Genomic DNA, 22033 nt, shown 5'->3' with positions numbered 1-22033 from the left:
CCCCGCGTGTCGAATCAGCAGGCGTCGGCGGTCATCGTCCGTCCTCGCAGCAGATCGCCGAAGGCTTCGCCGGTCAACGGCTTGCCGAGCAGGAAGCCTTGCATTTCATCGCAGCGCATCGCCTTCAACATGTGCATTTGCGACTCGGTTTCGACGCCTTCCGCGACCACATCCATTTCCAGCGAATGCGCAAGCGCGATGATCGCCGAAACGATCGCGCTGCCTTCCGGGCCATGCGCGTCGAGACCGTTGGTGAAGAAGCGGTCGATCTTCAGTTGCTTCACGCGAAAACGCTGCAGATACGCGAGGCTCGAATAACCGGTGCCGAAATCGTCGATGGCGATTTCAAAGCCGCTTGCCTGGAACTCGCGAAGCATGTCGATGGTGCGGGGCGCGTCCTGCATCGCGACCGTTTCGGTGATCTCGAACATGATCTGATCGCACTTCACGCCTTCCGTCTTCACGATCTCGAGCATGGTCGGCACGAGATCGGCCTGCAATAACTGGCGCGGCGACAGATTGATGGCCACCTTGATCGGCGGCAGCCCTTGCGCGATCCAGCGCCTGATTTGCCGGCATGCCTCGCGCAATACCCAGTAGCCGATCTGCACGATCTGCCCCGAACGTTCGGCGATCGGAATAAATTCGAGCGGCGCGAGCGTGCCGAGTTGCGGATCGTGCAAGCGGATCAGCGCTTCCGCGCCCGCGAGCGACTCGCTGCTGCCGTCGAATTTCGGCTGGAAATGCAGCGTGAAATGATGTTCGGCAAGCGCATCGCGCAACGCGTTCTGAATCTGCAGCGTGCGCATCGCCGCTTCGTTCATGCTCCGTTCGAAGAACCGATACGTGCTGCGCCCGGCGCGCTTCGCTTCGTACATCGCGGCGTCCGCGTGCTTGAGCAGCGTGTCGACGGTATCGCCGTCCTCGGGAAACAACGCAATGCCGATGCTCGGCATCACCTGCAGCGGCTGCGAATCGGCCCACGTATCGTGCCGCATGCGTTCGAGCACGCCTTCCGCGAGCGTGGCGGCGTCGTCGCGCGACGCCAGGTTCTCGGACAGCACGACGAATTCGTCGCCGCCGAGGCGCGCGACCGTATCGCCCGCGCGCACGCAAACGAGCAGACGCTGCGCGAACGCGGACAGCACCTGATCGCCGGCTGAGTGGCCGAGCGAATCGTTGATCGTCTTGAAGCCGTCGAGATCCATGAAGAGGATCGCGAACAGCGACCGTTGACGGCGCGCCGCATGAATCGCCCGCTCAATGCGCTCGGTCAGCGTGGCGCGGTTCGGCAGGCCCGTCAGCGTGTCGAGCGTGGCAAGGCGCACGATCTGTCCGTTGAGCTTCGACAACGCGCCGACGAGGAAACTCGTGCGCGCGTCGAAACGCGACAGCAGCAACGTCACGACGAGAATCGCGAACGTGAAAAGAATCACCGACGTCGCGAGCCACGCGGCATTCACCCCGGCCGCCGCGCCGCAGATCGCGCCCGGCGCGAAGTCGGCGGCGGCCATCGCGGCGTAGTGCATGCCGCTGATCGCAATCGCCATCACGAGCGCCGCGCCGCAGCGTTTGCGCAGTACATACTGTTCGTCGTCGTTGCTGAGGGCGCGCGCCATCCACAGCGCCGCCGTGGACGCGCCGATCGCTATCGCGAGCGAGGCGGCGAACCACACGGGCCGATAGCTAATGGCGGGCGACATGCGCAAGGCGGCCATGCCGCTATAGTGCATGCCGGCGATGCCGAGGCCCATGAACGCGCCGCCTCCGATCAGGCGCGCGACCGTCAGCCGCGCGCGCGTGGTCAGACAGAGCGCCAGATATGACGCGCCGATGGCGAGCGCGAGCGAATAAGCGGTCTCCGCGAAATCGTAGCCGAGCGGAATCGGTAGGGAAAACGCGAGCATGGCCACGAAGTGCATCGACCAGATGCCGACGCCGAGCGCCGCCGCGCCGCCCATACGCCAGACGTGCCGCAGCCGCGGCGACGCCAGCACGAAGATGCGGGCGGTCAGATCGAGTGCCGTGTACGACGAAAGCGTCGCCACGACAAACGACATTGCCACCAGCCAGGGATTGTATGAGCTCTGCATGTGAAGTCCAACCGCGATGGAAAAGCGGCTGAACTAGTTATCGACCATTCGGCGCGTTTATTTAATTAATTTTCAATATGTTAGCGATTGCCGCGCCCGGCCTTGCGCGTGCGCTGCCGGGCGCCGTCGCGCGTCGATACCTAATGCCTTATCTGCGGTATGGCGGATGCCGGATGCCGGATGCCCGCTGCCCAGCGCTTTGCCGAATACAATGGCAGGCAACCCCACAACCGCCTCATTGATGACCGCCCCCAACCCTTCCGATCATTCCCAGCGTGCGGCGGCAGACGCTGCAACTGCATCGACTGAACGCCGTGGCACCGCGCGGCCGGTCGCCGACGCCGCTCCGCACGATTCGCGCGCTCGCAGCATCGCGCTTGCCGCGAGCCTCGCGCTGATCGCTTTTTCGCTGCGCACGCCGATCACGAGCGTCGGTCCGATACTGCTCGAAGCAGTGCGGGCGACGAACCTGTCGCGCACCGGCGCAAGCGTGCTGACCACGTTGCCGTCGTTATGCTTCGGTCTGTTCGGCCCGCTTGCACCGATGCTCGTGCGGCGCCTCGGCAGCGAACGCGCGTTGCTGGCTTTGTTGATGCTGCTGACTATCGGCACCGCATTGCGTGTGGTTCCCGCATGGCAGGTGCTGTATGTCGGCCAGATCGTGGCCTGCTTTGCGATCGGCTTGATGAATGTGCTGATACCGGGCGTGGTCAAGCGCGATTTCCCGCACCACGTCGCGCTGATGACCGGCGTCTACAGCGCCGCGATGTGCGCGGGCGCCGCTGCGGCAGCCGCTACCACGGTGCCGGCGGCCAATGCCATCGCGCATCTGTTCGACGGCGCGGGCGGCAACGCGTGGGCGTGGGCATTGGCGCTGTGGTCGTTGCCTGTGGCACTGGCTACGCTCGTGTGGGGCGTGAATCTGCCTGCCAAAGCCGTGCATGCGGGAAGACGCGTGCACGTCGTGCGCGGCTTGTGGCGCGATCCGCTCGCGTGGAAGGTCACGCTGTTCATGGGTTCGCAATCGTCGCTGGCGTATATCGTGTTCGGCTGGCTGCCGACGGTGCTTCGCACGCGCGGCATGAGCGCTGTCGATGCCGGGTTCATGCTCTCGCTGAGCGTCGTCACGCAGGCGGTGGCGTCGTTGCTGCTGCCGTTCCTGCTTGTGCGTCTGCGGGATCAGCGCGTGGTGAACGTGGCTGCGCTGCTGTTGACCGGCCTCGGTCTGATGGGCTGCTTCTTCGGGCCTTTCCCGATCATGTGGATGTTCGCGTTACTGCTCGGCATCGCGCAGGGCGCGTCGTTCACGCTCGCGCTGACCGTCATCGGATTGCGTTCGTACGACTCGCATGTCGCCGCGCAACTGTCGAGCATGGCGCAGGGAATCGGCTATCTGATCGCGTCATGCGGACCGTTCATCGCCGGATCGCTGTTGCATGCAACCGGCTCGCTGTACAGCCTGGCTGCGCTGTGCGCGGGTGTTTGCGTGGTGGCGGCGTGGTTCGGTTATGCAGCGGGGCGGCCGGAGCATGTGAAGGTGCATGTCGAGTAAGCGGTAGATGGACCGTGATGGCGCACAGCCGCGTGTTTATGTTAGATCACGCGTGTTTGACGCGGCGTCGTGACATCGCGCGCCGCGGCGAGCGAGCCGCTCCCGTTGCCGGCGGTATCGGCAACGAGAGCCACGGAGCAATTCAACCGCTGCCGGCGTCATGCTAAGCCGCCGGCAGCAGCCCTCAGCCGCCGCCTCACATCGTCATGACGGATTCCGGCGCTTCCCACGTGTAGTCGAGTGCCTCGGCCACTTCCTTGCACGTCACCTTGCCAAACGCGACGTTCAGGCCATTGCGCAGATGCGCGTTGTCCTGCAACGCCTTGCGCCAGCCCTTGTCGGCGATCTGCAGCGCGAAAGGCAGCGTCGCGTTGTTCAGCGCGTAGGTCGACGTGCGCGGCACACCGCCCGGCATGTTGGCGACGCAGTAGTGAACCACGTCGCCGACCATGTACGTCGGGTCCGCGTGCGTGGTCGGCCTCGCGGTCTCGCAGCAGCCGCCTTGATCGATGGCGACGTCGACGATTGCGGAGCCGGGCTGCATCGCTTCAACCATCGCCTTGGTCACGAGTTTCGGCGCGGCCGCGCCGGGGATCAGCACGCCGCCGATCACGAGATCGGCTTCGAGAACATGCTTTTCGACGTTGTCCTGGTTCGAAAACACCGTCATGACGCGCGCGCCGAGCAGCCGGTCGATGCGCCGCAGCGCGTCGAGATTGCGGTCGATCACGACGACCTGCGCGCCCGTTCCCACCGCGATCTGCGCCGCATTCGAGCCGACCACGCCCGCGCCCAGAATCACGATTTTCGCCGACGGCACGCCCGCGACGCCGCCCAGCAGGATGCCCTTGCCGCCATGCGCGCGCTCGAGGCAATACGCGCCCGCCTGGATCGACATGCGGCCGGCGACTTCGGACATCGGCGCAAGGAGCGGCAAGCCGCCGGCGGCCTGCGTGACCGTTTCATAGGCGATGCAGACGGCCTTGCTCCTGATCAGATCGGCGCATTGTTGCGGGTCGGGCGCGAGGTGCAGGTACGTGAAAAGAATCTGGCCTTCGCGAAGCATGGCGCGCTCGCCGGCTTGCGGCTCCTTCACCTTGACGATCATCTCGGCCGCGGCGAATACATCTTCCGCGCGCGGGACGATCGTCGCGCCGGCTTTTTCATAGACGGCGTCCGACGCGCCGATGCCGCTTCCCGCGCCTTGCTCGACCGTAACGGTGTGACCGTGCGCCACCATTTCGCGGACCGACGACGGCGTCAGTCCCACCCGATATTCGTGGTTCTTTATTTCCTTGGGTACGCCAACCAGCATGTCATCCTCCAGTTGCGGAACAGCCCGCTGAACGACTCGTTCGTGCACTGCGGCACGGGACGAGTAGGTCTCTTATATATAGAAGTGGAACCCAGCATACGCTTGATCGCAAAGCGTGGCTGCCCCGAGTTTTTGTAGGAGCCGTGCACGCAATTAGATCGAGAGCCGGAGCCGCGATCAGTTCGCCAGCGATCACAGCGGAGGTTGCAAGCTGATCGGACGCGGCACGTCCAACCGACGAACCGTGATGCAATGGCCGTGGCGTGATGTTGCCGGAAGTTGTCGATATGGCCACTGTCGCCTGATGGACCACACCAGGATAATCGTCTCCATTCAAACACGCGAAGGAGCCAGACATGTCCGAAGTATCCGCCATACCCGCCGCCGACAGCGCCGCTGCGTTCGCGCATTACAGCGCGTCGCTCGCCTTCGAAACCGATTGTGCCGATGTGCACTCGGCGATGGCACACGGCCCGAACGCCGCCGACTTCGTGTTGCTCGACGTCCGCAGTCCCGCGTTGTTCGCGCGCGGCCACGTGCCCGGCGCGCTGAATTTGCCGCACGGCAAGATCGTGGCGTCGAAGCTCGCCGGCTATCCGCCCGAGACGTTGTTCGTGACCTACTGCGCGGGCCCGCATTGCAACGGCGCGACGCGTGGTGCGATGCGGCTCGCGCAACTCGGGCGTCCGGTAAAAGTCATGATCGGCGGCGTGACCGGCTGGCTCGACGAGGGCTTCGAACTGAATGCGGCCGCGGCCGCCTGAAAGCGCGCATTGAAGCAGCCGCGTTCGCGGGCGGAGCGGTAACATCACGCCATGCACAATCATCTTGTCGTCGCGCTGGCCTATGACCGGCTTTGCACCTTCGAATTCGGCTGCGTGACCGAACTGTTCGCGCTCGAACGCCCGGAACTCGGCGTGGACTGGTATCGCTTCGCGGTCTGCGCAGCGGAGCCCGGTCCGATCCGCGCGGCGGGCGGCATCACGATCGCCGCGCCGTACACGCTGAGGCTATTGGATCGCGCCGACACCATCGTGATACCCGGCTGGCGTCATGTGGATGAACTGCCGCCTGAGCCGTTGCTCAAGAAGATCCGCGCCGCGCATCGTCGCGGCGCGCGCCTGTGTTCGATCTGTTCTGGCGTGTTCGTTCTGGCCGCCGCGGGCGTGCTCGACGGCAAGACCGTCACGACGCACTGGCGTTATGCCGCGAAATTGCAGGAGCGCTATCCGCATCTGCGCGTGCAGCCGGACGCGCTCTATGTCGACGAGAAGCAGATCATCACGTCGGCGGGATCGGCGGCGGGGCTCGACATGTTGCTGCATCTCGTGCGGCGCGATCATGGCAGCGCGGTCGCGAACCGGGTCGCGCAGCGGCTCGTGGTCGCGCCGCATCGCGAGGGCGGCCAGGCGCAATTCGTGCCGCGCCCGGTGCCGCACGACGAAAGCGGACGCCTCACGCGGCTGATGGACTGGGTGCGCGGTCATCCCGCGTTGCCGCACACGCTGCGCTCGCTCGCCGAACGCGCGGCGATGAGTCCGCGCACGCTGCAACGCCAGTTTCATGACGCGACGGGGATGGCCCCGTACGAATGGCTGGTGCGCGAGCGCGTCGCCATCGCGCGTGAGTTGCTCGAAGCGCAGGGCGCGCTGCCGATGGCGCGCGTCGCGGAACTCGCCGGCTTCGGTTCCGAGGAATCGCTGCGCCGGCACTTCAGGCGCATCGCGCTGACGAGTCCCGGAGCGTATCGTAAGAAGTTCGGCGCGCCGACGGCGTAGGTGCGCGAGGACTGCACGCCACGCCGCTTGCAAGGAAACCAGATGATCGACATCGCAGAGACTATCGCGCGCTTTAACGCCGGGCGCGATCCCGAACGGCTGGCCATGAAATACAAGGCGATGTGTGCTTCGCCTTTCGTGTTTTTGCGCGGTACATGTCATCTGTTTTATGAGCGCCTGCCGCGACAGGCGTTACTCGACGATGCACCGCCCGTCTGGATTTGCGGCGACATGCACCTCGAAAATTTCGGCAGCTACAAAGCGGATAACCGCCTCGTCTATTTCGACAACAACGACTTTGATGAAGCGTGCCTCGCGCCGAATCTGTACGAACTCGTGCGTTTGCTGACGAGCGTGCTGGTCGGCGCGGCCGACCTCAAGCTGAGCCGCGCGCAGGCGCTCGCGCTGTGTCATACGGCCGTTCACGCATATGGCGCGGCGCTCGCGCTCGGCAAGGCGCGCTGGGTCGAACGCGAGACATCGTCCGGCATGGTGCGCGATCTGTTCGATGGATTGGCGAGCCGCACGCGCGCCGCGCATCTGGACCGCCGCACGACGCTCAAGGGCAAGACGCGCACGCTCAAGGTGGACGGCAAGAAAGCGCTGCCCGTGAGCGATGAGCGACGTGCCGCAATCACGCAGTTCATGCAGCGGTTCGCTGCGGGCGAGACCGATCCGGGCTTTTATCGCGTGCTCGACGTCGCACGCCGGATCGCGGGTACAGGAAGCCTCGGCGTGGACCGTTATGTGATTCTCGTCGAAGGCAAGGGCTCGCCGGACGGCAACTATCTGATCGACCTTAAAGAAGCGCTGCCTTCTTCAGTCGTACCGCATATGCGCACGCCGCAGCCCGCATGGCGAAGCGAGGCGGAGCGCGTCGTCGAGATTCAGCGGCGCAATCAGGCGGTGTCGCAGGCGTTTCTGCACGCGGTCGATTTCAATCGGCGCTCGTACGTGCTGCGCAGTTTGCAGCCTTCGGAAGACCGCGTCGCGTTGAAGGACTGGGACGGCAAACTGCCGAGGCTGGAGGGCGTCGTCGTCAGCATGGCGGAACTGAGCGCATGGGCGCATTTGCGCAGCGGCGGGCGGCAGAAGTCGTCAATTGCGGATGAGTTGATCGCGTTCGGCAATCGCACCGACTGGCAGGCGCCGTTGATCGAACTCGCGACGCAATGCGCGGCGCAAGTCGCGGCGGACTGGAAAGCGTATTGCGAGGCTTACGATCGCGGCGCGTTCAAAGGGTAGTGCGGCGGAAACGTTTGCGGTTTCAAACAAACGCTTGCCCGCTCATCAGCCCATGCCATGTTCGTCGCTTTTTATGCCCTATTTCAGGGCCTAAAATGCGCCGCTACCTGACAATGGTGTAATAGTCGGCAACAGTGATTTGCTGTTTTCCCTCATTTAATTCACCGGCTTATCGCGTAGACTTGTACTAACAAAAAATGGTTACGGGGTGCGAGATGTTGGCCGTTTTCTTCATCGCCTGTCCAATCTGCATTGCGGCGCTTTTCGGTTTCGCGCGGCATGTCGATCCGCGGACAGGTCACTTCAAGCGTTGATTTTCAACGTCGCGGGTTCGAGCAAAGCCGGCAAGTGAGTTCCGTTGCCGGCCGGGTTAGCCATTAGCTGTTTTCTACTAGCTATTAGCATTAGCCGTTGGCAATTTGTCCACGGGCCTTGCTTTCCAGTGCCGGGTCGCGGCACGATGCGCGATAACCTGGCTCTGGGGCGGCATCGCGTATGCGAGATTTTCTGGCGAATTGGACGGCGCGCGCGGGCGTGCTCAAGGGCGTGCTTCCATTGAACCGCGCGGCGGCGATGCGCGACACGCTCGCGGGCGTCCAGCTTGCGTCGATGGATATTCCTCAAGTGCTCGGCTATGCGCGCATTGCCGGCATGCCTGCCGTTACCGGGCTTTACACCGTCTTTCTGCCGCTTATCGCGTTCGCGTTCTTCGGCGCGTCGCGGCAACTCGTCGTCGCCGCCGATTCCGCTACCGCCACCATCTTCGCAAGCCGCCTCGCGACCATGGCGCCCGTTTCGAGCGCGGAATACGCGTCGCTCGCCGCGATGGTCGCATTGCTGACCGCCGCGCTCCTGTTCGTCGCGCGCATTTTCCGGCTCGGCTTTCTCGCCGATTTCCTGTCGCGCACGGTGCTGGTCGGCTTTTTGGCGGGCGTCGGCGTGCAGGTCGGCATTGCGATGCTGGGCGATATGCTCGGCTTGCCCGGTCACGCGTCGCGCAGCGTGGATCAACTGCTTCTCGTCGTGCGCGAGTGGGCGCAACTGAACAGGCCGACGCTGGCCGTTTCGGTGCTGGTCGTCGCGTCCGTGCTGTTTTTCAAACGCATGCGGCCGCGCGTGCCGATGCCGTTGATCGCCGTCGTCGGGGGAATCGTCGCGAGCGATGTGTACGGTTTCGCCGCGCACGGCATCGCGGTGCTCGGCCCGGTCGCGGGCGGGCTGCCGCCGCTTCGCATGCCGTCCGTGACATGGCAACAGACGCTCGATCTGGTGCCGGTCGCCGCTTCCTGCTTCGTGATGATCGTCGCGCAAAGCGCGGCGGCGAGCCGCGTATTTGCCGAGCGGCATCATCAGGTGGCCGACACGAACGCGGATCTTTTGGGCATCGCGGCGGCCAACGCAGCCGCAGCATTTTCAGGCGCGTTCGTCGTGAACGGCAGCCCGACGCAGACGGCGATGGCCGATCGCGCCGGCACACGCAGCCAGTTTGCGCAGATCGTGTTCGCCGCGGTGGTCGTCGTGGTGCTGCTGTTTTTCAGCCGGTTTTTGCAGTATTTGCCGCGCTGCATTCTCGCCAGCATCGTATTCACGATCGCCGTCGGACTCGTGGATCTCAAGACGCTGTTTGCGATTCGCCGCGAAAGTCCGGGCGAATTCGCGCTCGCGGTGTTCACGGCTGCGGCCGTCGTGCTGATCGGCGTCGAGCACGGCATTCTGATTGCGGTCGCCGTGTCGCTCTTGCGGCACGTGCGCCATAGTTACCGTCCGCATACGATGATTCTCGAGCCCGGCGACGACGGCATGTGGGTGCCGGTGCCCGCGGTTCCCGGCAGACAGACCGCGCCGGGACTGATCGTTTATCGCTTCGGCGCCGACCTGTTCTATGCGAACGACCACTTTTTCGTCGACGATACGCGGCGCCTGATCGACCATGCGCCGACGAAGGTGCGCTGGTTCGTGATCGATGCAAGCGCAATTACCGACCTCGATTATTCGGCGGCGCGCTCGGTCGGCGAGCTATGCACTGCGTTAAAGCGTAGCGGCATCCACGTGATTTTTGCGCGCGTGAACCGCTATTTGCGCTCCGACATGGATCGGCACGGCATCACGCCGATTGTCGACGCAAGCTGCATTTTCGGCACCTTGCATGAAGCGCTGCGCGCGGCAGGCGTTGAAGAGCCCGCCGACAAATAACGCGCCTCAGCTTTTCGACGTCAGCAGTTTGAAGCCTGCAATGCCGAACATGATCGCGAGCGAGCCGTCGAGCCAGCGCCGGATCGCCAGATACACGCGCCGCGCGGATGCCGTCGAAAACAGCAGCGCATAGCTGCTGAACACCGACACGCCGATAGCCATGCAGCCGAGCACGACCGGCGCGGTATGCGCGCCGCCCGTCGGCGACATCGCGAGCGAAACGATCGACATCCACACGAGAATCGCTTTCGGATTGGTGAGATGCAGCAACAGGCCGCGCAGATAGAGCCGCTTGAGCGGTTCGTTCTGTCGCGCGTCGCCAGCGGGCAACGCGGCGGGCGCCAACGCGGAGCGCGCCGACTTGAAGCCGAGCCAAAGCAGATAGACGCCGCCCGCAATCTTGATCGCGACGAGGCATTCCGAATACGTGGCGAGCAACGCCGACAAACCGAGCGACGCCAGCAGCGCCCAGAAGAACGATCCGGACACCACGCCGAGCGCAAACGTGAGCGCCGAACGGCGGCCCGCGCTCATCGCAAGCGACATGATCGCGAGATTGCTCGGACCAGGGCTTGCGGTGCCGACGAAGTACGCGCTGTAGGCGATCAGGACATCGGCGGTGAGGAAAGCGGTGGGCGTCATCAGTTAAGACTCGCGGGCGGCCAGAGGAATCACGATTTTGCGCGCTGCTGCATCGACCGCACAGATACAGTTGATGAAGCGCTGATCGGCACAATCGGGCATGAGCCGCGCGCGGTTGTTATCCCTGCGCCGCATTCCCGATGCAATCGGCGAGTGCATCCGCCACCGCTTGCCGGCTATGCCGCGGACGCTGCACGAGCCCGATCTCGCGATGAAACGTCGCGTCTTCGAGCGACAACGCGGCGACGCCCGCAGGCCACTTGCCGAGTCCCGCCGTATCGGGAATCAGCGCGATGCCGATGCCGCGCGCGACCATCTGCGCGATCGCCTGCAACTCGTCCAGTTCGAGTACGTCGTGCACGTTCAGCCGCGAACGCCGCAGAAAACGGTCGACGAGCCGCCCGCCGAACGAACTGCGGTCGTAGCGGATAAACGGCTCGCTCTTGAGCAGTTCGCGCCACCCGCGCTTGCCGCGCGCGAGCGCTTTGGGCACGAGCAGCACAAACGGCTCGGTGACGAGCGTGCGCCATTCGAGTTCCGAAGGCAGCGCAAACGGCGGCTTGATGATGACGGCGAGATCCAGTTCGCCCGAGTCCACCTGGCCGAGCAGATTCAGCGATACGCCGGGCACGACACGAATGCGCCAGCCCGGACGGTCGTCGCGAAAACGCGCGAGCGCGTCCGCGAGAAACGACACTTGCGCCGATGCAATCGCGCCCACGCGCAGCATGCCGCTCTCCGCCGCGACCGCGCCGCGTTCGGAAAGCCGCGCATAGAGCGCGATGATTTCCTCGGCGAGCGTGAGCGTTTCGCGGCCCGCGTCGTTGAGTATCGCGGAGCGGCCCGTGCGGTCGAACAGAGCAAACCCGAGTTCCTCTTCGAGCCGCTGCATCTGCGCGCTGACAGCCGACTGCGTGAGCCCGATCCGCGCGCCCGCGGCGGAAAACGTGCCGTACTGGCTAACGGCGATCAAGGTTCTAAGTTCAGCAAGCATGTCTCGACTGATCGATCCTGGTGATGGTCAGCTCAAATATATATCGTTTCCGATCACTTTTGCTTGTGGTTAAACTTGACGGGTCAATCTCCATCGTCCATCGCATCATCTACAGCGAGTTCCACATCATGAGCGTTACGCACACCACCTTGCCGCCGTTCCATCTGGCGTTTCCCGTCCATAGCATCGCCGCCGCCCGCGAGTTCTATGGCGAATTGCTGGGTTGCCCCGAAGGCCGCAGCTCGGATCAATGGGTCGATTTCAATTTCTACGGGCACCAGATCGTCGCGCATCTCGCGCCGGAAGAAGCGGGACATCGCCAGACGAGCAAGGTCGACGGCGACGCGGTGCCGGTGCGTCACTTCGGCGCCGTGCTTTCGATGGAGCAATGGCAGGCCGCCGCGGACAAGCTGCAAGCGGCGGGCATCGACTTCATCATCGAGCCGCATGTGCGCTTCAAGGGCGAAGTCGGCGAACAGGCCACGATGTTCTTCCTCGATCCGTCGGGCAATGCGCTCGAATTCAAGGCGTTCGCCGATATGTCGTCGCTGTTCGCCAAGTAGAGCAGTAGAGCGCGCGAGTAAAAACAGGAAGAGCGCGTAGGCAAACTGAAATATAAGTGCGGCCTGATTTTGCAAAAGGGCCGCCCGTCAACGCTTTTTCCTTACGATAAGCTTCCTGACAATTCCGCCATTTTGGCGCCATGCAGGTGTTGGTCCAGGCGATCTAGCATAAGCGCCAGTTCGCCCACCTCCCGCTGCTCAGCCGCAGTGACCTGCACTTCTTCAGGCGCGTTTCATGTGGATTGTCAACGTTGCGCTTAAGCGGCCATACACGTTCATCGTGATGGCCATTCTGATTGTGCTGGCGACGCCTTTTGTGCTGTTCACCACGCCGGTCGACGTGCTGCCGGAAATCAACATCCCGGTCGTCAGCATCATCTGGACATACAACGGCTTGTCCGCGGAGGACATGGCGCACCGCATCGCCTCGGTGAACGAGCGCAGTCTCACGACGACCGTCAACGACATCGAGCATATCGAGTCGAATTCGCTCGCGGGCATCACGATCCTCAAGGTGTTTCTGCAGCCGAATGCGAACATCCAGACCGCCATCGCGCAGACCGTGGCCGTCGAGCAGGCGCAGCTCAAGCAGATGCCGCCGGGCGCGACGCCGCCGCTCGTGATCAGCTACTCGGCGTCCAGCATTCCGGTGATTCAACTCGGCCTGTCGAGCACGAAGCTCTCCGAGCAGCAACTCAACGATACCGCGCTGAACTTCCTGCGGCCGCAACTCGTGACGATTCCCGGCGCGGCCGTGCCTTATCCGTATGGCGGCAAATCGCGGCTGATTTCCGTCGACCTCAATACGCGCGCATTGCTCGCCAAAGGTCTGACGCCGCTCGATGTGGTCAGCGCGTTCAACGCGCAAAACCTGATTCTGCCGACCGGCACGGCAAAGATCGGACCGAAGGAATACACGATCAACATGAACGGCTCGCCGTCGACGCTGGAAGGTCTCAACGACATTCCGGTGCGCACGGTGAACGGCGCGACGACTTATCTGCGAGAAGTCGCTCACGTGCGCGACGGTTTCTCGCCGCAAACGAATATCGTGCGGCAAGACGGTCATCGCGGCGTGCTGATTTCGGTGCTGAAAAACGGCAGTGCGTCGACGCTGTCGATCGTCAATACGTTGCACGGTTTACTGCCGGCGGCGCGCGCGGCATTGCCGCCGGACCTGAACATCACGGCGCTGTTCGACCAGTCGGTATTCGTGAAGGCGGCGGTGCAGGGCGTGGTGCACGAAGCGGTGGTGGCGGCCGCGCTCACGGCCGCGATGATTCTCTTGTTCCTCGGCAACTGGCGCAGCACCTGCATCATCGCGATTTCGATTCCTCTGTCGATTCTCTCGTCGCTGATCGCACTGCATGCGCTCGGGCAGACCATCAACATCATGACGCTTGGCGGCCTCGCGCTCGCGGTGGGCATTCTCGTCGACGATGCGACGGTGACGATCGAAAATATCGAACGGCATCTGCATATGGGCACCAATCTGCACGATGCGATTCTCGAAGGCGCCGGCGAAATCGCGATTCCCGCGCTCGTCTCCACGCTGTGCATCTGCATCGTGTTCGTGCCGATGTTCTTCCTCACCGGCGTGGCGCGCTACCTGTTCGTGCCGCTCGCTGAAGCCGTTGTGTTCGCGATGCTGGCGTCGTACATTCTGTCGCGCACGCTCGTGCCGACGCTTGCCATGCTGCTGATGGGCCACGCGCACAAACCGAAAGCCGCTGCAAAACCCGGTCTTTTTCAGCGCATTTACCGGCGTTTCGACAACGGCTTCGAGCGCATGCGCGCCGCGTACATTGTGATTCTCAGCAGCCTGCTCGTGCGCCGCCGCCGCTTCGGCAGCATATTTCTCGGCTTCTGCGTGGTCTCGATGGGACTCGCATTCGTGCTCGGCGAAGACTTTTTCCCGAGCGTCGACGCGGGCAATATCCGCCTGCATATGCGCGCGCCGACCGGCACGCGCATCGAGGAAACCGCGCGTCTTGCCGACGAAGTCGAGAAGGTGATCCGCGAAGTGGTGCCCGCGAACGAACTCGGCACCATCCTCGATAATCTCGGCCTGCCGTATAGCGGTATCAATCTTTCATATAGCAATGCAGGGACAATCGGCACGCTCGACGGCGAAATCCAGATCGCGTTGAAGGAAGGCCACGAGCCGACGCAAGTCTACGTGGACAAACTGCGCGCGATGCTGCCGCAGCGTTTTCCGGGCGTCGAGTTTTTCTTCCAGCCCGCCGACATCGTCACGCAGATTCTCAACTTCGGCTTGCCCGCGGCCGTCGACGTGCAGATTGCCGGCGCGGACCAGCAAGGCAATTTCGACGTCGCGCGCAAGCTGTTGAAAGAAGTGCGCCTGATTCCCGGCACGGTGGACACGCACATTCAGCAAAAGCTCGACGAACCCGCGATCAACCTGCAAATGGACCGCACGCGTTTGCAGCAGCTCAATCTCACCGCGAGCAATGTCGCGCAAAACCTGCTCGTTTCGCTATCGGGAAGCTCGCAGACGTCGCCGGGCTTCTGGTACAACGACCGCAACGGCGTCGAATACAACGTGGCGGTGCAAACGCCGCAGTACCGCATTTCTTCCATCGACGATCTGTTGCGCACGCCGGTCTCGGCATCGTCAACGGGACCGACGCAACTGCTCGGCAATCTGGTGCGCGTATCGCCGCAAAACCAGTTCGCGGTCGTCACGCATTACAACATCCGGCCCGTGATCGATCTGTATGTGAGCGTCGACAAGCGCGACCTGGGCAGCGTCGCGAATCAGGTCGACAAGCTCGTCGAGAAAGCGCGCGCGACGCTGCCGCGCGGCAGTCAGATCACCGTGCGCGGCCAGGTACAAACGATGCGCACTTCGTACCTGGGTCTCGGCCTCGGCGTGGCGATGGCGATCGTGCTCGTCTATCTGCTGATCGTGGTGAATTTCCAGTCGTGGGTCGATCCGCTCATCATCGTGAGCGCTTTGCCCGCGGCGCTGGCCGGCATCGTATGGATGCTGTTTCTGACGGGCACGCATCTGAGTGTGCCGGCGCTGACCGGTGCGATCATGACGATGGGCGTCGCCACCGCCAACAGTATTCTGATGGTCGCGTTCGCGCGTCAGCGCCTGTCCGCCGGCGCGCCGCCGCTGACCGCCGCGCTCGAAGCGGGAGCGAGCCGCATTCGTCCGGTGCTGATGACGGCGTTCGCGATGATCATCGGCATGATTCCGATGGCGCTCGGTCTCGGCGAAGGCGCCGAGCAGAACGCGCCGCTCGGCCGCGCGGTGATCGGCGGATTGCTGTTTGCAACGGTGTCCACGCTGTTTTTCGTGCCGCTCGTGTTCGCGGGCATTCATACGCGCCTCGCGCGTCGTCATCGCAACGACCATGAAGACGACGGCAACAGCGCAGGCGAAAGCGGTAGTGCCGGCGAGCCGGCCTAAAGCCTGAGCGTGAACAGCGAATCGTGGAAAACGTCAAGAAACCGGCTACTCAACTCACGGAGCTAGCTAACCGAGATGGCCAACTGAGATGACCGAAAAAACTCATGCATCGCTGGCGATTCCGTCGCGCGAGACGGAAAGCGGCCACGCATTGCCGCCGCGTAATCGCGAATGGAAGCGCGCGAAGATCGCCATCTTCATCGTGCTCGCGTTGCTCGCGCTCGGCGCGTTGCGCACGGTGATCGCGAACCTGATGCAAAACCGCGCCGTCGAGCAGACGACGAAGCAGAACGCCACGCAATACGTGAACGTTGTGAGCCCGACGCCGGCCGAAAGCGGCGGCGCGACGACCTTGCCGGGCACGCTGCGCGGCAGCGTCGAATCGCCGATCTATGCGCGCTCGACCGGCTATCTGCTGCGCTGGTATGCGGACATCGGCACGCGCGTGAAGCAGGGCCAATTGCTCGCGGAACTCGATACGCCCGAGATCGATCAGGAGCTTGCGCAGGCCTCGGCGCAGCGTCAGCAGATCAGTTCGAGCCTCGCGCTTGCAAAGAGCTCGCTCGAACGCTGGCAGCAGCTTCGTCAACGCGATGCGGTCTCGCAGCAGGAACTCGACGAGCGGCAAAGCACGTACGCGCAGAGCGTCGCCAACCTCGCCGCCGCCGATGCGAACGTGCAGCGCTTGCGTCAGCTCGAATCCTTCAAACGGATCGTCGCGCCGTTTGCCGGTGTGGTCACGCAGCGCAATGTCGATGTCGGCGATCTGATCGACGCCGGCAGCGGCACGAGCCGCGCGTTGTTCGCGCTTGCGCAGTCGGACCCGCTGCGCGTCTATGTGCAATTGCCGCAGGCGTATGCGCAGAACGTATCGGTCGGACAGAAGGTGGTGGTCACGCAGGCCGAACTGCCCGGTCAGCAGTTTCATGGCAGCGTCACGCACATTTCCGGCGCGATCGACGTGCCCACTCGCTCGCTGCAAGTCGAGGTGACGTTGCCGAATCCGGACAACACGCTGCGTCCGGGCGCGTATGTGCAGGTCGCGCTGCCTTCGGTGGCGCGCGCGGAATGGATGGTGCCTGGCAATGCATTGCTGTTTCGCGCCGAAGGTCCGCGCCTTGCCGTGGTCGATGCGAAGGGCAACGTGCAGTTGCGCAAGATCGTGATCGCGCAGGATCTCGGCCAGACGCTCGAGATAGAAAGCGGCATCGACGGGAACGATAGAGTCGTCATCAACCCGAGCGATTCGATTGCGGACGGCGATCATGTTGAGATCGCGCAGCCGCAAAAGAGCGGGAAGGAGGCGTCGTGAAGCCGCAACGCGCGAGCCGCGCAGTGAGCGGTTTTGCAGCCGCGGGGGCGATGACGGCTGTTGCGGCGAGCGCGGTCATGCTCGCTGCCTGTACCGTTGGACCGGACTACAAGCGCCCGCAGGCCGAGGTGCCGCCTGCATGGAACACGGATTCATACTGGCGCGTCGCGACGCCTTCGCATGCGCCGATGGATCCGGACTGGTGGAACGTCTATCGCGACGCCACGCTCGCCTCGCTCGAAACGCAGGCGCTCGCGCAGAACCAGACGCTCGTCGCCGCCAGCGCGCACTATGAGCAGGCCAAAGCGACGTTGGCCAATACGCGCGCGCAGCAGGTTCCCGAAGTGGACCTCGCGGCATCCGCGTCGCGCTTTCGCATTTCGGCGGACAGGCCGCGCACCAACTACGCGCTGCCGACCATGTCGACGGTGCAAAACAATCTGCAACTCGGCCCGACGATCAACTACGACACGGACCTGTTCGGCCGCATACGTCGTCAGGTGGAAGGCGCGGCGGCATCCGCGGAACAGTCGGCGGACGATCTCGCCAACGCGCGGCTCGTGCTGACCACCGAGGTCGCGACCGATTACTTCTCGCTGCGCGAACTCGACACCGAGATCGACGTGCTGAATCAATCGGTGAAGCTTCAACAGAAAGCGCTCGACTACGTGAACGCCGAACACGACCTCGGCGCAGTGTCGGGCCTCGACGTATTGCAGCAGAAGTCGCTGCTCGATACCACGCGTGTGCAGGCGCAATTGCTGTTGAACCAGCGCGCGCAATACGAGCACGCGATTGCGGCGCTCGTCGGCGTGCCCGCGCCGCAATTCGCCATCGAACCGAAAGTGTTGAGCTATCCGGTGCCGGCCATCGCGCTCGGCGTGCCGAGCGATCTGCTGCAACGCCGGCCCGATATCGCCTCCGCCGAGCGCGCGATGGCGGCGGCCAATGCGCAGATCGGCGTCGCTAAAGCCGCGTTTTTTCCGAGCCTCACGCTGACGCCGGGCATCGGTTGGGAAAGCACGCAGTTCGCGAGTCTGCTGAGCGCGCCGACGCTGATGTGGACGCTCGGCGCCGCTGCGGGCCAGGTGCTGTTCGACGGCGGCCGGCGCGCGGCCAACGTGCAGTTCGCGAGCGAAGGCTACAAGGCGACCGAGGCCAACTATCGGCAGACGGTGCTCAACGCGTTCCAGCAGGTGCAGGACGGCATCACGGGTCTTGCCGTGCTCGACGGCGCGGCGAAGCAATCGGAAGAAGCGGTCGCGGACTCGGAGCGCCTGCTCGGGCTCGCGAACGACCGCTATTCCGGCGGCCTCGTCGCGTATCTGAACGTGATCACCGCGCAGCAGTCGCTGCTCAACAGCAAGCGCCAGGACGCGCAGATTCGCGGGCAGCAGATGACGTTGTCCGTCGCGCTCGTGAAGGCGCTGGGCGGCGGCTGGGACGCGGACCCCGCGCTCGCGGGCGCGGACGCGGGCGCCGCGCAACAAGCGAGCAAGCACGCTGAACAGGCAATGCAGGGCGTTTCGTATAATGCAGACACTAGGGGACGCGCATGAAGTTGCTGATCGTTGAAGACGAGCACAAGGTCGTGGACTATCTGCGCTCCGGCTTGACGGAGCAGGGCTGGGTCGTGGACGTCGCGCTCGACGGCGAAGAGGGCACGTATCTGGCCACCGAATTCGATTACGACGTGATCGTGCTCGACGTCATGCTGCCCAAGCGCGACGGCTTCAGCGTGCTGAAGGCGCTGCGCATGCGCAAGTCGACGCCGGTCATCATGCTGACCGCGCGCGATCACGTGAACGACCGCGTGCGCGGTTTGCGCGAAGGCGCGGACGACTACCTCACCAAGCCATTCTCTTTTCTCGAACTCGTCGAGCGTCTGCATGCGTTGGCGCGCCGCACGCGTTCGCAGGAATCCACGCTGATTTCGGTCGGCGATCTGTTCGTCGATCTGATCGGGCGGCGCGCAACGCGTGACGGCGTACGGCTCGATCTGACCGCGAAGGAATTCCAGCTACTGAGCGTTTTAGCCCGCAGACAAGGCGATATTCTGTCGAAGACGGCCATCACCGAGCTTGTGTGGGACGTCAACTTCGACAGTCATACCAATGTGGTCGAGACGGCGATCAAGCGCTTGCGCGCGAAGCTCGACGGCCCGTTTCCGTCGAAGCTGCTGCATACCGTGCGCGGCATGGGCTATGTACTCGAAGTGCGCGAAGCGCGCGAACTGCACGAAGACGGGGAGCCGTCATGAACCGTTCCATCGCGCGACGCCTCGCCCTGATGTTCGCGCTCGTCGCGCTGTTCGTATTTACGGTCATCGGCGCGGGGCTTTTTGCGGTGTTGCGCTCGCAGCTCGAAAGCCATTTGCGCGAGTCGCTCGACGACCGCGCGCAAATCGCGCGGCTGATCTGCAATCACGGGATGACGCCTGACAAATGGCGCATGTCGCGCGAAAAGCTCACCGACATGACGCCGCATGACCGCAGCACCGTGTACGCGGTCACGAGCATCGAGCCGTCCTACAACTACGGCAAACCGATCGAAGGGACAATCGTGAAGAGCTGGCCCGGCGGCTACGCGCGCGTCAAACCGGCGGGCGGCGGCGACGACATGCTCACCACCACCGTCTCCATTCCCGGCTATTCGACGCGTCCGCCGATGCAGTTGCAGGTCGCATCGAGCTACTTGCCGAACATTCGCACGATGCGCGTGTTCGGCTTCGCGCTCGCCGCGCTGTCGGCGCTCGGCAGTCTCGCGGTGCTTCTACTCAGTTACTCGGTCACACGTATCGGCCTCGCGCCGTTGACGCGTCTCACGCGCGATGCGTCCGCCGTCAGTCCGAACAATCGCTCGCAACGGTTGAATACAGCCTCGTTGCCGCACGAGTTGAACGACCTCGCGAATTCGTTTAACGGCGCGCTGGAGCGGCTCGACGGCGCCTATTGCCGGCTCGAGTCGTTCAATGCGGACGTCGCGCACGAGTTGCGCACGCCCGTGACCATTCTGATCGGTCAGACCGAAGTCGCATTGACGCGCAATCGTTCCGTCGACGATCTGCGTCACACGCTGCAATCGAATCTCGAGGAATTCGAACGCATGCGCGCGATCATCAACGACATGCTGTTTCTCGCGCGCGCCGATCAGGGCGAGCGCGCGACCGGTCTCATGGAAGTGTCGCTCGCGGCCGAAGTCGCGCATACGCTGGAGTTTCTCGAGATTCCGCTGGAAGAGGCTCGCGTGCATGCGCGCCTCGATGGCGATGCGGTCGCGCAGGTGAACCGCTCGCTGTTCGGCCGCGCCTGCACGAATCTGTTGATGAACGCGATTCAACACTGCCAGCCGGGCGCCGCGATCGGCGTCAGGATCGTGCGCGAGGGGGAGCAGGTGCGGATCGAAGTCGCGAATCCCGGCGAGCCGATCGAGCCTGCGGTGCTCGAACATCTGTTCGACCGTTTTTATCGCGTGGAAGCGTCGCGCACGAATAGTCGCGAGAATCACGGCCTCGGTCTCGCGATCGTGAAGGCGATTGCGGAGATGCATCGCGGCAGCGTGTCGGTGCAGAGCGCGAACGGCGTCAACACGTTTGCGTTTTCGATTGCGGCGTCGCATGTGGAAAGCGTCACGCCGCCCGCGCGTGCGAACGTGACGGCCAATGCCGCGGCGAACGCGGGCGGTACATCGGCGCCGGCTTCCTCGCCGGCTTCCTATTCGTCGCTCGTGAAGGGCAAGTCCGCCTGAACCGGCAGACGCCGCTGCGGCGGCTGCGCGCTCGCGAGGCTCAGTGCGCTCACGCGCACGCCGAGCAGGCGCAGCTTGCGGTTCAACTCGACGCGGCGCAGACATTCGGTGGCCGCGCGGCGTATTTCCGCGGCGTCGGCGGTGGGCGTCTCGAGCGTCAGGTCGCGCGTGACCGTGCGGAAATCGTCGTAGCGCAGTTTGATGCCGACCGTTTTGCCGACATAGCCCTTGCGCACGAGGTCTTCCGCGACCCGCACGCATAAGCCGGTGAACGAACTGGACAGCGCGGGCCGATCGTGACGCGGATGCAGATCGCGCTCGAAGGTGGTTTCGCGGCTCATCGACTTCGGTTCCGATTCGACCACGACCGGCCGCTCGTCCTCGCCTCGCACGACGCGCGTGAGCCACGCCGAGTAGCTGTGCCCGAAGTGATCCTGCAACAGGCCCGCGTCCGCGGCCGCCAGATCGCCGACCGTGGCGATGCCGAGCGCCGTCAGTTTTTCCGCCGCCTTCGGGCCAATGCCGTTGACCTTGCGCACAGGCAGCGGCCACACGCGCAGCGGCACGTCTTCGGGCGTGAGAATCGTGAGGCCGTCGGGCTTGTCGAGCTCCGAGCCGATCTTCGCGAGCAGCTTGTTCGGCGCCACGCAGATCGAGCACGTGAGGCCGGTGGCTTCATTGACCGCCTGCTTGATGCGCGCGGCGATGTCGCGCGGCTCGCCCGGCAGTTCCGTGAGATCGATATAGATTTCGTCGATGCCGCGATCTTCGATGCGATCCGTGAACGTCGCTACTGCGGCCTTGAAGAGCCGCGAGTAATGACGGTAGGAGTCGAAGTCGGTGGGCAGCAGGATCGCGTCGGGCGCGAGCACGGCCGCCTTCATCATGCCCATCGCGGAAAATACGCCGAGCGCGCGCGCTTCGTAAGTGGACGTGGTGACCACGCCGCGCCCCGCGTAATCGCGCAGCTTCGCAAAACGGCGGCTGCCGTCTTCGAGCGTTTCAGGCGCGCTGTTGCGGCCGCCGCCTATCACGACCGCCTTGCCGCGCAATTCCGGATAGCGCAATAGCTCAACGGACGCATAGAACGCGTCCATGTCGAGATGCGCGATACGGCGGCTTGCTGAACTCATGGAGGGCGGAAACGGAAGGTACGCGTA

Annotated in this window: 16 protein-coding genes; 11 read left to right on the top strand and 5 right to left on the bottom strand. The window is 63.9% G+C overall.

Translation table 11 applies throughout. The annotated features are described in order from the left end of the window. Positions 1–14 precede the first annotated feature (14 nt). A complete protein-coding gene (locus C8K18_RS19465) occupies positions 15–2093 on the bottom strand; it encodes a bifunctional diguanylate cyclase/phosphodiesterase (protein WP_053859503.1) in 2079 nt (692 codons plus the stop codon). A 241-nt stretch (positions 2094–2334) separates the two neighbouring features. Between C8K18_RS19465 and C8K18_RS19460 the strand changes: the two genes are divergently transcribed. Next, a complete protein-coding gene (locus C8K18_RS19460; protein ID WP_044020996.1) occupies positions 2335–3645 on the top strand; it encodes an MFS transporter in 1311 nt (436 codons plus the stop codon). A gap of 196 nt (positions 3646–3841) precedes the next feature. Here C8K18_RS19460 and ald read toward each other — a convergent pair whose 3' ends face one another. Beyond that, entirely contained in the window at positions 3842–4960 is a 1119-nt protein-coding gene (gene ald, locus C8K18_RS19455; RefSeq protein ID WP_006049289.1) for an alanine dehydrogenase, read from the bottom strand. Between the two features lie 356 nt (positions 4961–5316). Here ald and C8K18_RS19450 point away from each other — a divergent pair, with 356 nt between their 5' ends. The 4 genes from C8K18_RS19450 (at position 5317) to C8K18_RS19435 (ending at position 10176) form a co-directional block, all read left to right on the top strand. Beyond that, complete coding sequence (locus tag C8K18_RS19450) at positions 5317–5724, top strand: rhodanese-like domain-containing protein (protein ID WP_107708920.1); 408 nt, start codon at positions 5317–5319, stop codon at positions 5722–5724. A gap of 51 nt (positions 5725–5775) precedes the next feature. Further along, positions 5776–6738 carry a transcriptional regulator FtrA gene (gene ftrA / locus C8K18_RS19445; RefSeq protein ID WP_006049291.1) on the top strand — a complete coding sequence of 321 codons (963 nt, stop codon included), beginning with the start codon at positions 5776–5778 and terminating at the stop codon, positions 6736–6738. 42 nt (positions 6739–6780) lie between these two features. Further along, a complete protein-coding gene (locus tag C8K18_RS19440) occupies positions 6781–7983 on the top strand; it encodes a DUF2252 domain-containing protein (RefSeq protein WP_107708918.1) in 1203 nt (400 codons plus the stop codon). Positions 7984–8478: 495 nt separating this feature from the next. Next, entirely contained in the window at positions 8479–10176 is a 1698-nt protein-coding gene (locus C8K18_RS19435) for a SulP family inorganic anion transporter (RefSeq protein WP_107708917.1), read from the top strand. A 6-nt stretch (positions 10177–10182) separates the two neighbouring features. Here C8K18_RS19435 and C8K18_RS19430 read toward each other — a convergent pair whose 3' ends face one another. Beyond that, positions 10183–10818 (bottom strand): LysE family translocator, encoded by a 636-nt coding sequence (locus tag C8K18_RS19430; protein ID WP_107708915.1) that lies wholly within the window; start codon positions 10816–10818, stop codon positions 10183–10185. Positions 10819–10936: 118 nt separating this feature from the next. Beyond that, on the bottom strand, positions 10937–11812 hold the full coding sequence (locus C8K18_RS19425; protein WP_006049295.1) for a LysR family transcriptional regulator: 876 nt from the start codon (positions 11810–11812) through the stop codon (positions 10937–10939). Positions 11813–11940: 128 nt separating this feature from the next. On the opposite strand from C8K18_RS19425, the gene C8K18_RS19420 reads away from it, so the two are divergent. The 6 genes from C8K18_RS19420 (at position 11941) to C8K18_RS19395 (ending at position 20873) form a co-directional block, all read left to right on the top strand. Then, positions 11941–12375 (top strand): VOC family protein, encoded by a 435-nt coding sequence (locus C8K18_RS19420; RefSeq protein ID WP_029966336.1) that lies wholly within the window; start codon positions 11941–11943, stop codon positions 12373–12375. A gap of 235 nt (positions 12376–12610) precedes the next feature. Beyond that, complete coding sequence (locus tag C8K18_RS19415; RefSeq protein WP_006049297.1) at positions 12611–15814, top strand: efflux RND transporter permease subunit; 3204 nt, start codon at positions 12611–12613, stop codon at positions 15812–15814. An 88-nt stretch (positions 15815–15902) separates the two neighbouring features. Further along, entirely contained in the window at positions 15903–17126 is a 1224-nt protein-coding gene (locus C8K18_RS19410; protein ID WP_006049298.1) for an efflux RND transporter periplasmic adaptor subunit, read from the top strand. Between the two features lie 50 nt (positions 17127–17176). Beyond that, the gene (locus C8K18_RS19405; RefSeq protein ID WP_107709081.1) at positions 17177–18685 is read left to right on the top strand and encodes an efflux transporter outer membrane subunit; all 1509 of its coding nucleotides are present in this window, start codon (positions 17177–17179) and stop codon (positions 18683–18685) included. Next, on the top strand, positions 18682–19386 hold the full coding sequence (locus C8K18_RS19400) for a heavy metal response regulator transcription factor (protein WP_006049300.1): 705 nt from the start codon (positions 18682–18684) through the stop codon (positions 19384–19386). Before C8K18_RS19405 ends, C8K18_RS19400 begins: the two co-directional genes overlap by 4 nt. Then, positions 19383–20873, top strand: coding sequence for a heavy metal sensor histidine kinase (locus tag C8K18_RS19395; protein WP_107708913.1), 1491 nt, complete (start codon positions 19383–19385; stop codon positions 20871–20873). Before C8K18_RS19400 ends, C8K18_RS19395 begins: the two co-directional genes overlap by 4 nt. On the opposite strand, the gene dinB is transcribed toward C8K18_RS19395, so the two are convergent. Next, the gene (gene dinB, locus C8K18_RS19390) at positions 20840–22006 is read right to left on the bottom strand and encodes a DNA polymerase IV (protein WP_107708911.1); all 1167 of its coding nucleotides are present in this window, start codon (positions 22004–22006) and stop codon (positions 20840–20842) included. The two genes, C8K18_RS19395 and dinB, sit on opposite strands and share 34 nt — an antisense overlap. Positions 22007–22033: the final 27 nt, after the last annotated feature.

Origin of the sequence: Paraburkholderia sp. GV068 (genome assembly GCF_003058125.1) — a bacterium.
GTDB classification, from domain to species: Bacteria; Pseudomonadota; Gammaproteobacteria; order Burkholderiales; family Burkholderiaceae; genus Paraburkholderia; species Paraburkholderia graminis.
This window is presented reverse-complemented; position numbering and strand designations above follow the sequence as displayed.

Excerpts from the sequence above, each read along its gene's own strand:
- C8K18_RS19400 (WP_006049300.1), top strand. The coding sequence starts at position 18,682 with ATGAAGTTGCTGATCGTTGAAGACGAGCACAAGGTCGTGGACTATCTG.
- C8K18_RS19420 (WP_029966336.1), top strand. The coding sequence starts at position 11,941 with ATGAGCGTTACGCACACCACCTTGCCGCCGTTCCATCTGGCGTTTCCC.
- C8K18_RS19425 (WP_006049295.1), bottom strand. The coding sequence starts at position 11,812 with ATGCTTGCTGAACTTAGAACCTTGATCGCCGTTAGCCAGTACGGCACG.
- C8K18_RS19430 (WP_107708915.1), bottom strand. The coding sequence starts at position 10,818 with ATGACGCCCACCGCTTTCCTCACCGCCGATGTCCTGATCGCCTACAGC.
- C8K18_RS19405 (WP_107709081.1), top strand. The coding sequence starts at position 17,177 with ATGACGGCTGTTGCGGCGAGCGCGGTCATGCTCGCTGCCTGTACCGTT.
- C8K18_RS19460 (WP_044020996.1), top strand. The coding sequence starts at position 2,335 with ATGACCGCCCCCAACCCTTCCGATCATTCCCAGCGTGCGGCGGCAGAC.
- ftrA (WP_006049291.1), top strand. The coding sequence starts at position 5,776 with ATGCACAATCATCTTGTCGTCGCGCTGGCCTATGACCGGCTTTGCACC.
- C8K18_RS19450 (WP_107708920.1), top strand. The coding sequence starts at position 5,317 with ATGTCCGAAGTATCCGCCATACCCGCCGCCGACAGCGCCGCTGCGTTC.
- dinB (WP_107708911.1), bottom strand. The coding sequence starts at position 22,006 with ATGAGTTCAGCAAGCCGCCGTATCGCGCATCTCGACATGGACGCGTTC.
- ald (WP_006049289.1), bottom strand. The coding sequence starts at position 4,960 with ATGCTGGTTGGCGTACCCAAGGAAATAAAGAACCACGAATATCGGGTG.
- C8K18_RS19440 (WP_107708918.1), top strand. The coding sequence starts at position 6,781 with ATGATCGACATCGCAGAGACTATCGCGCGCTTTAACGCCGGGCGCGAT.
- C8K18_RS19410 (WP_006049298.1), top strand. The coding sequence starts at position 15,903 with ATGACCGAAAAAACTCATGCATCGCTGGCGATTCCGTCGCGCGAGACG.
- C8K18_RS19435 (WP_107708917.1), top strand. The coding sequence starts at position 8,479 with ATGCGAGATTTTCTGGCGAATTGGACGGCGCGCGCGGGCGTGCTCAAG.
- C8K18_RS19465 (WP_053859503.1), bottom strand. The coding sequence starts at position 2,093 with ATGCAGAGCTCATACAATCCCTGGCTGGTGGCAATGTCGTTTGTCGTG.
- C8K18_RS19395 (WP_107708913.1), top strand. The coding sequence starts at position 19,383 with ATGAACCGTTCCATCGCGCGACGCCTCGCCCTGATGTTCGCGCTCGTC.
- C8K18_RS19415 (WP_006049297.1), top strand. The coding sequence starts at position 12,611 with ATGTGGATTGTCAACGTTGCGCTTAAGCGGCCATACACGTTCATCGTG.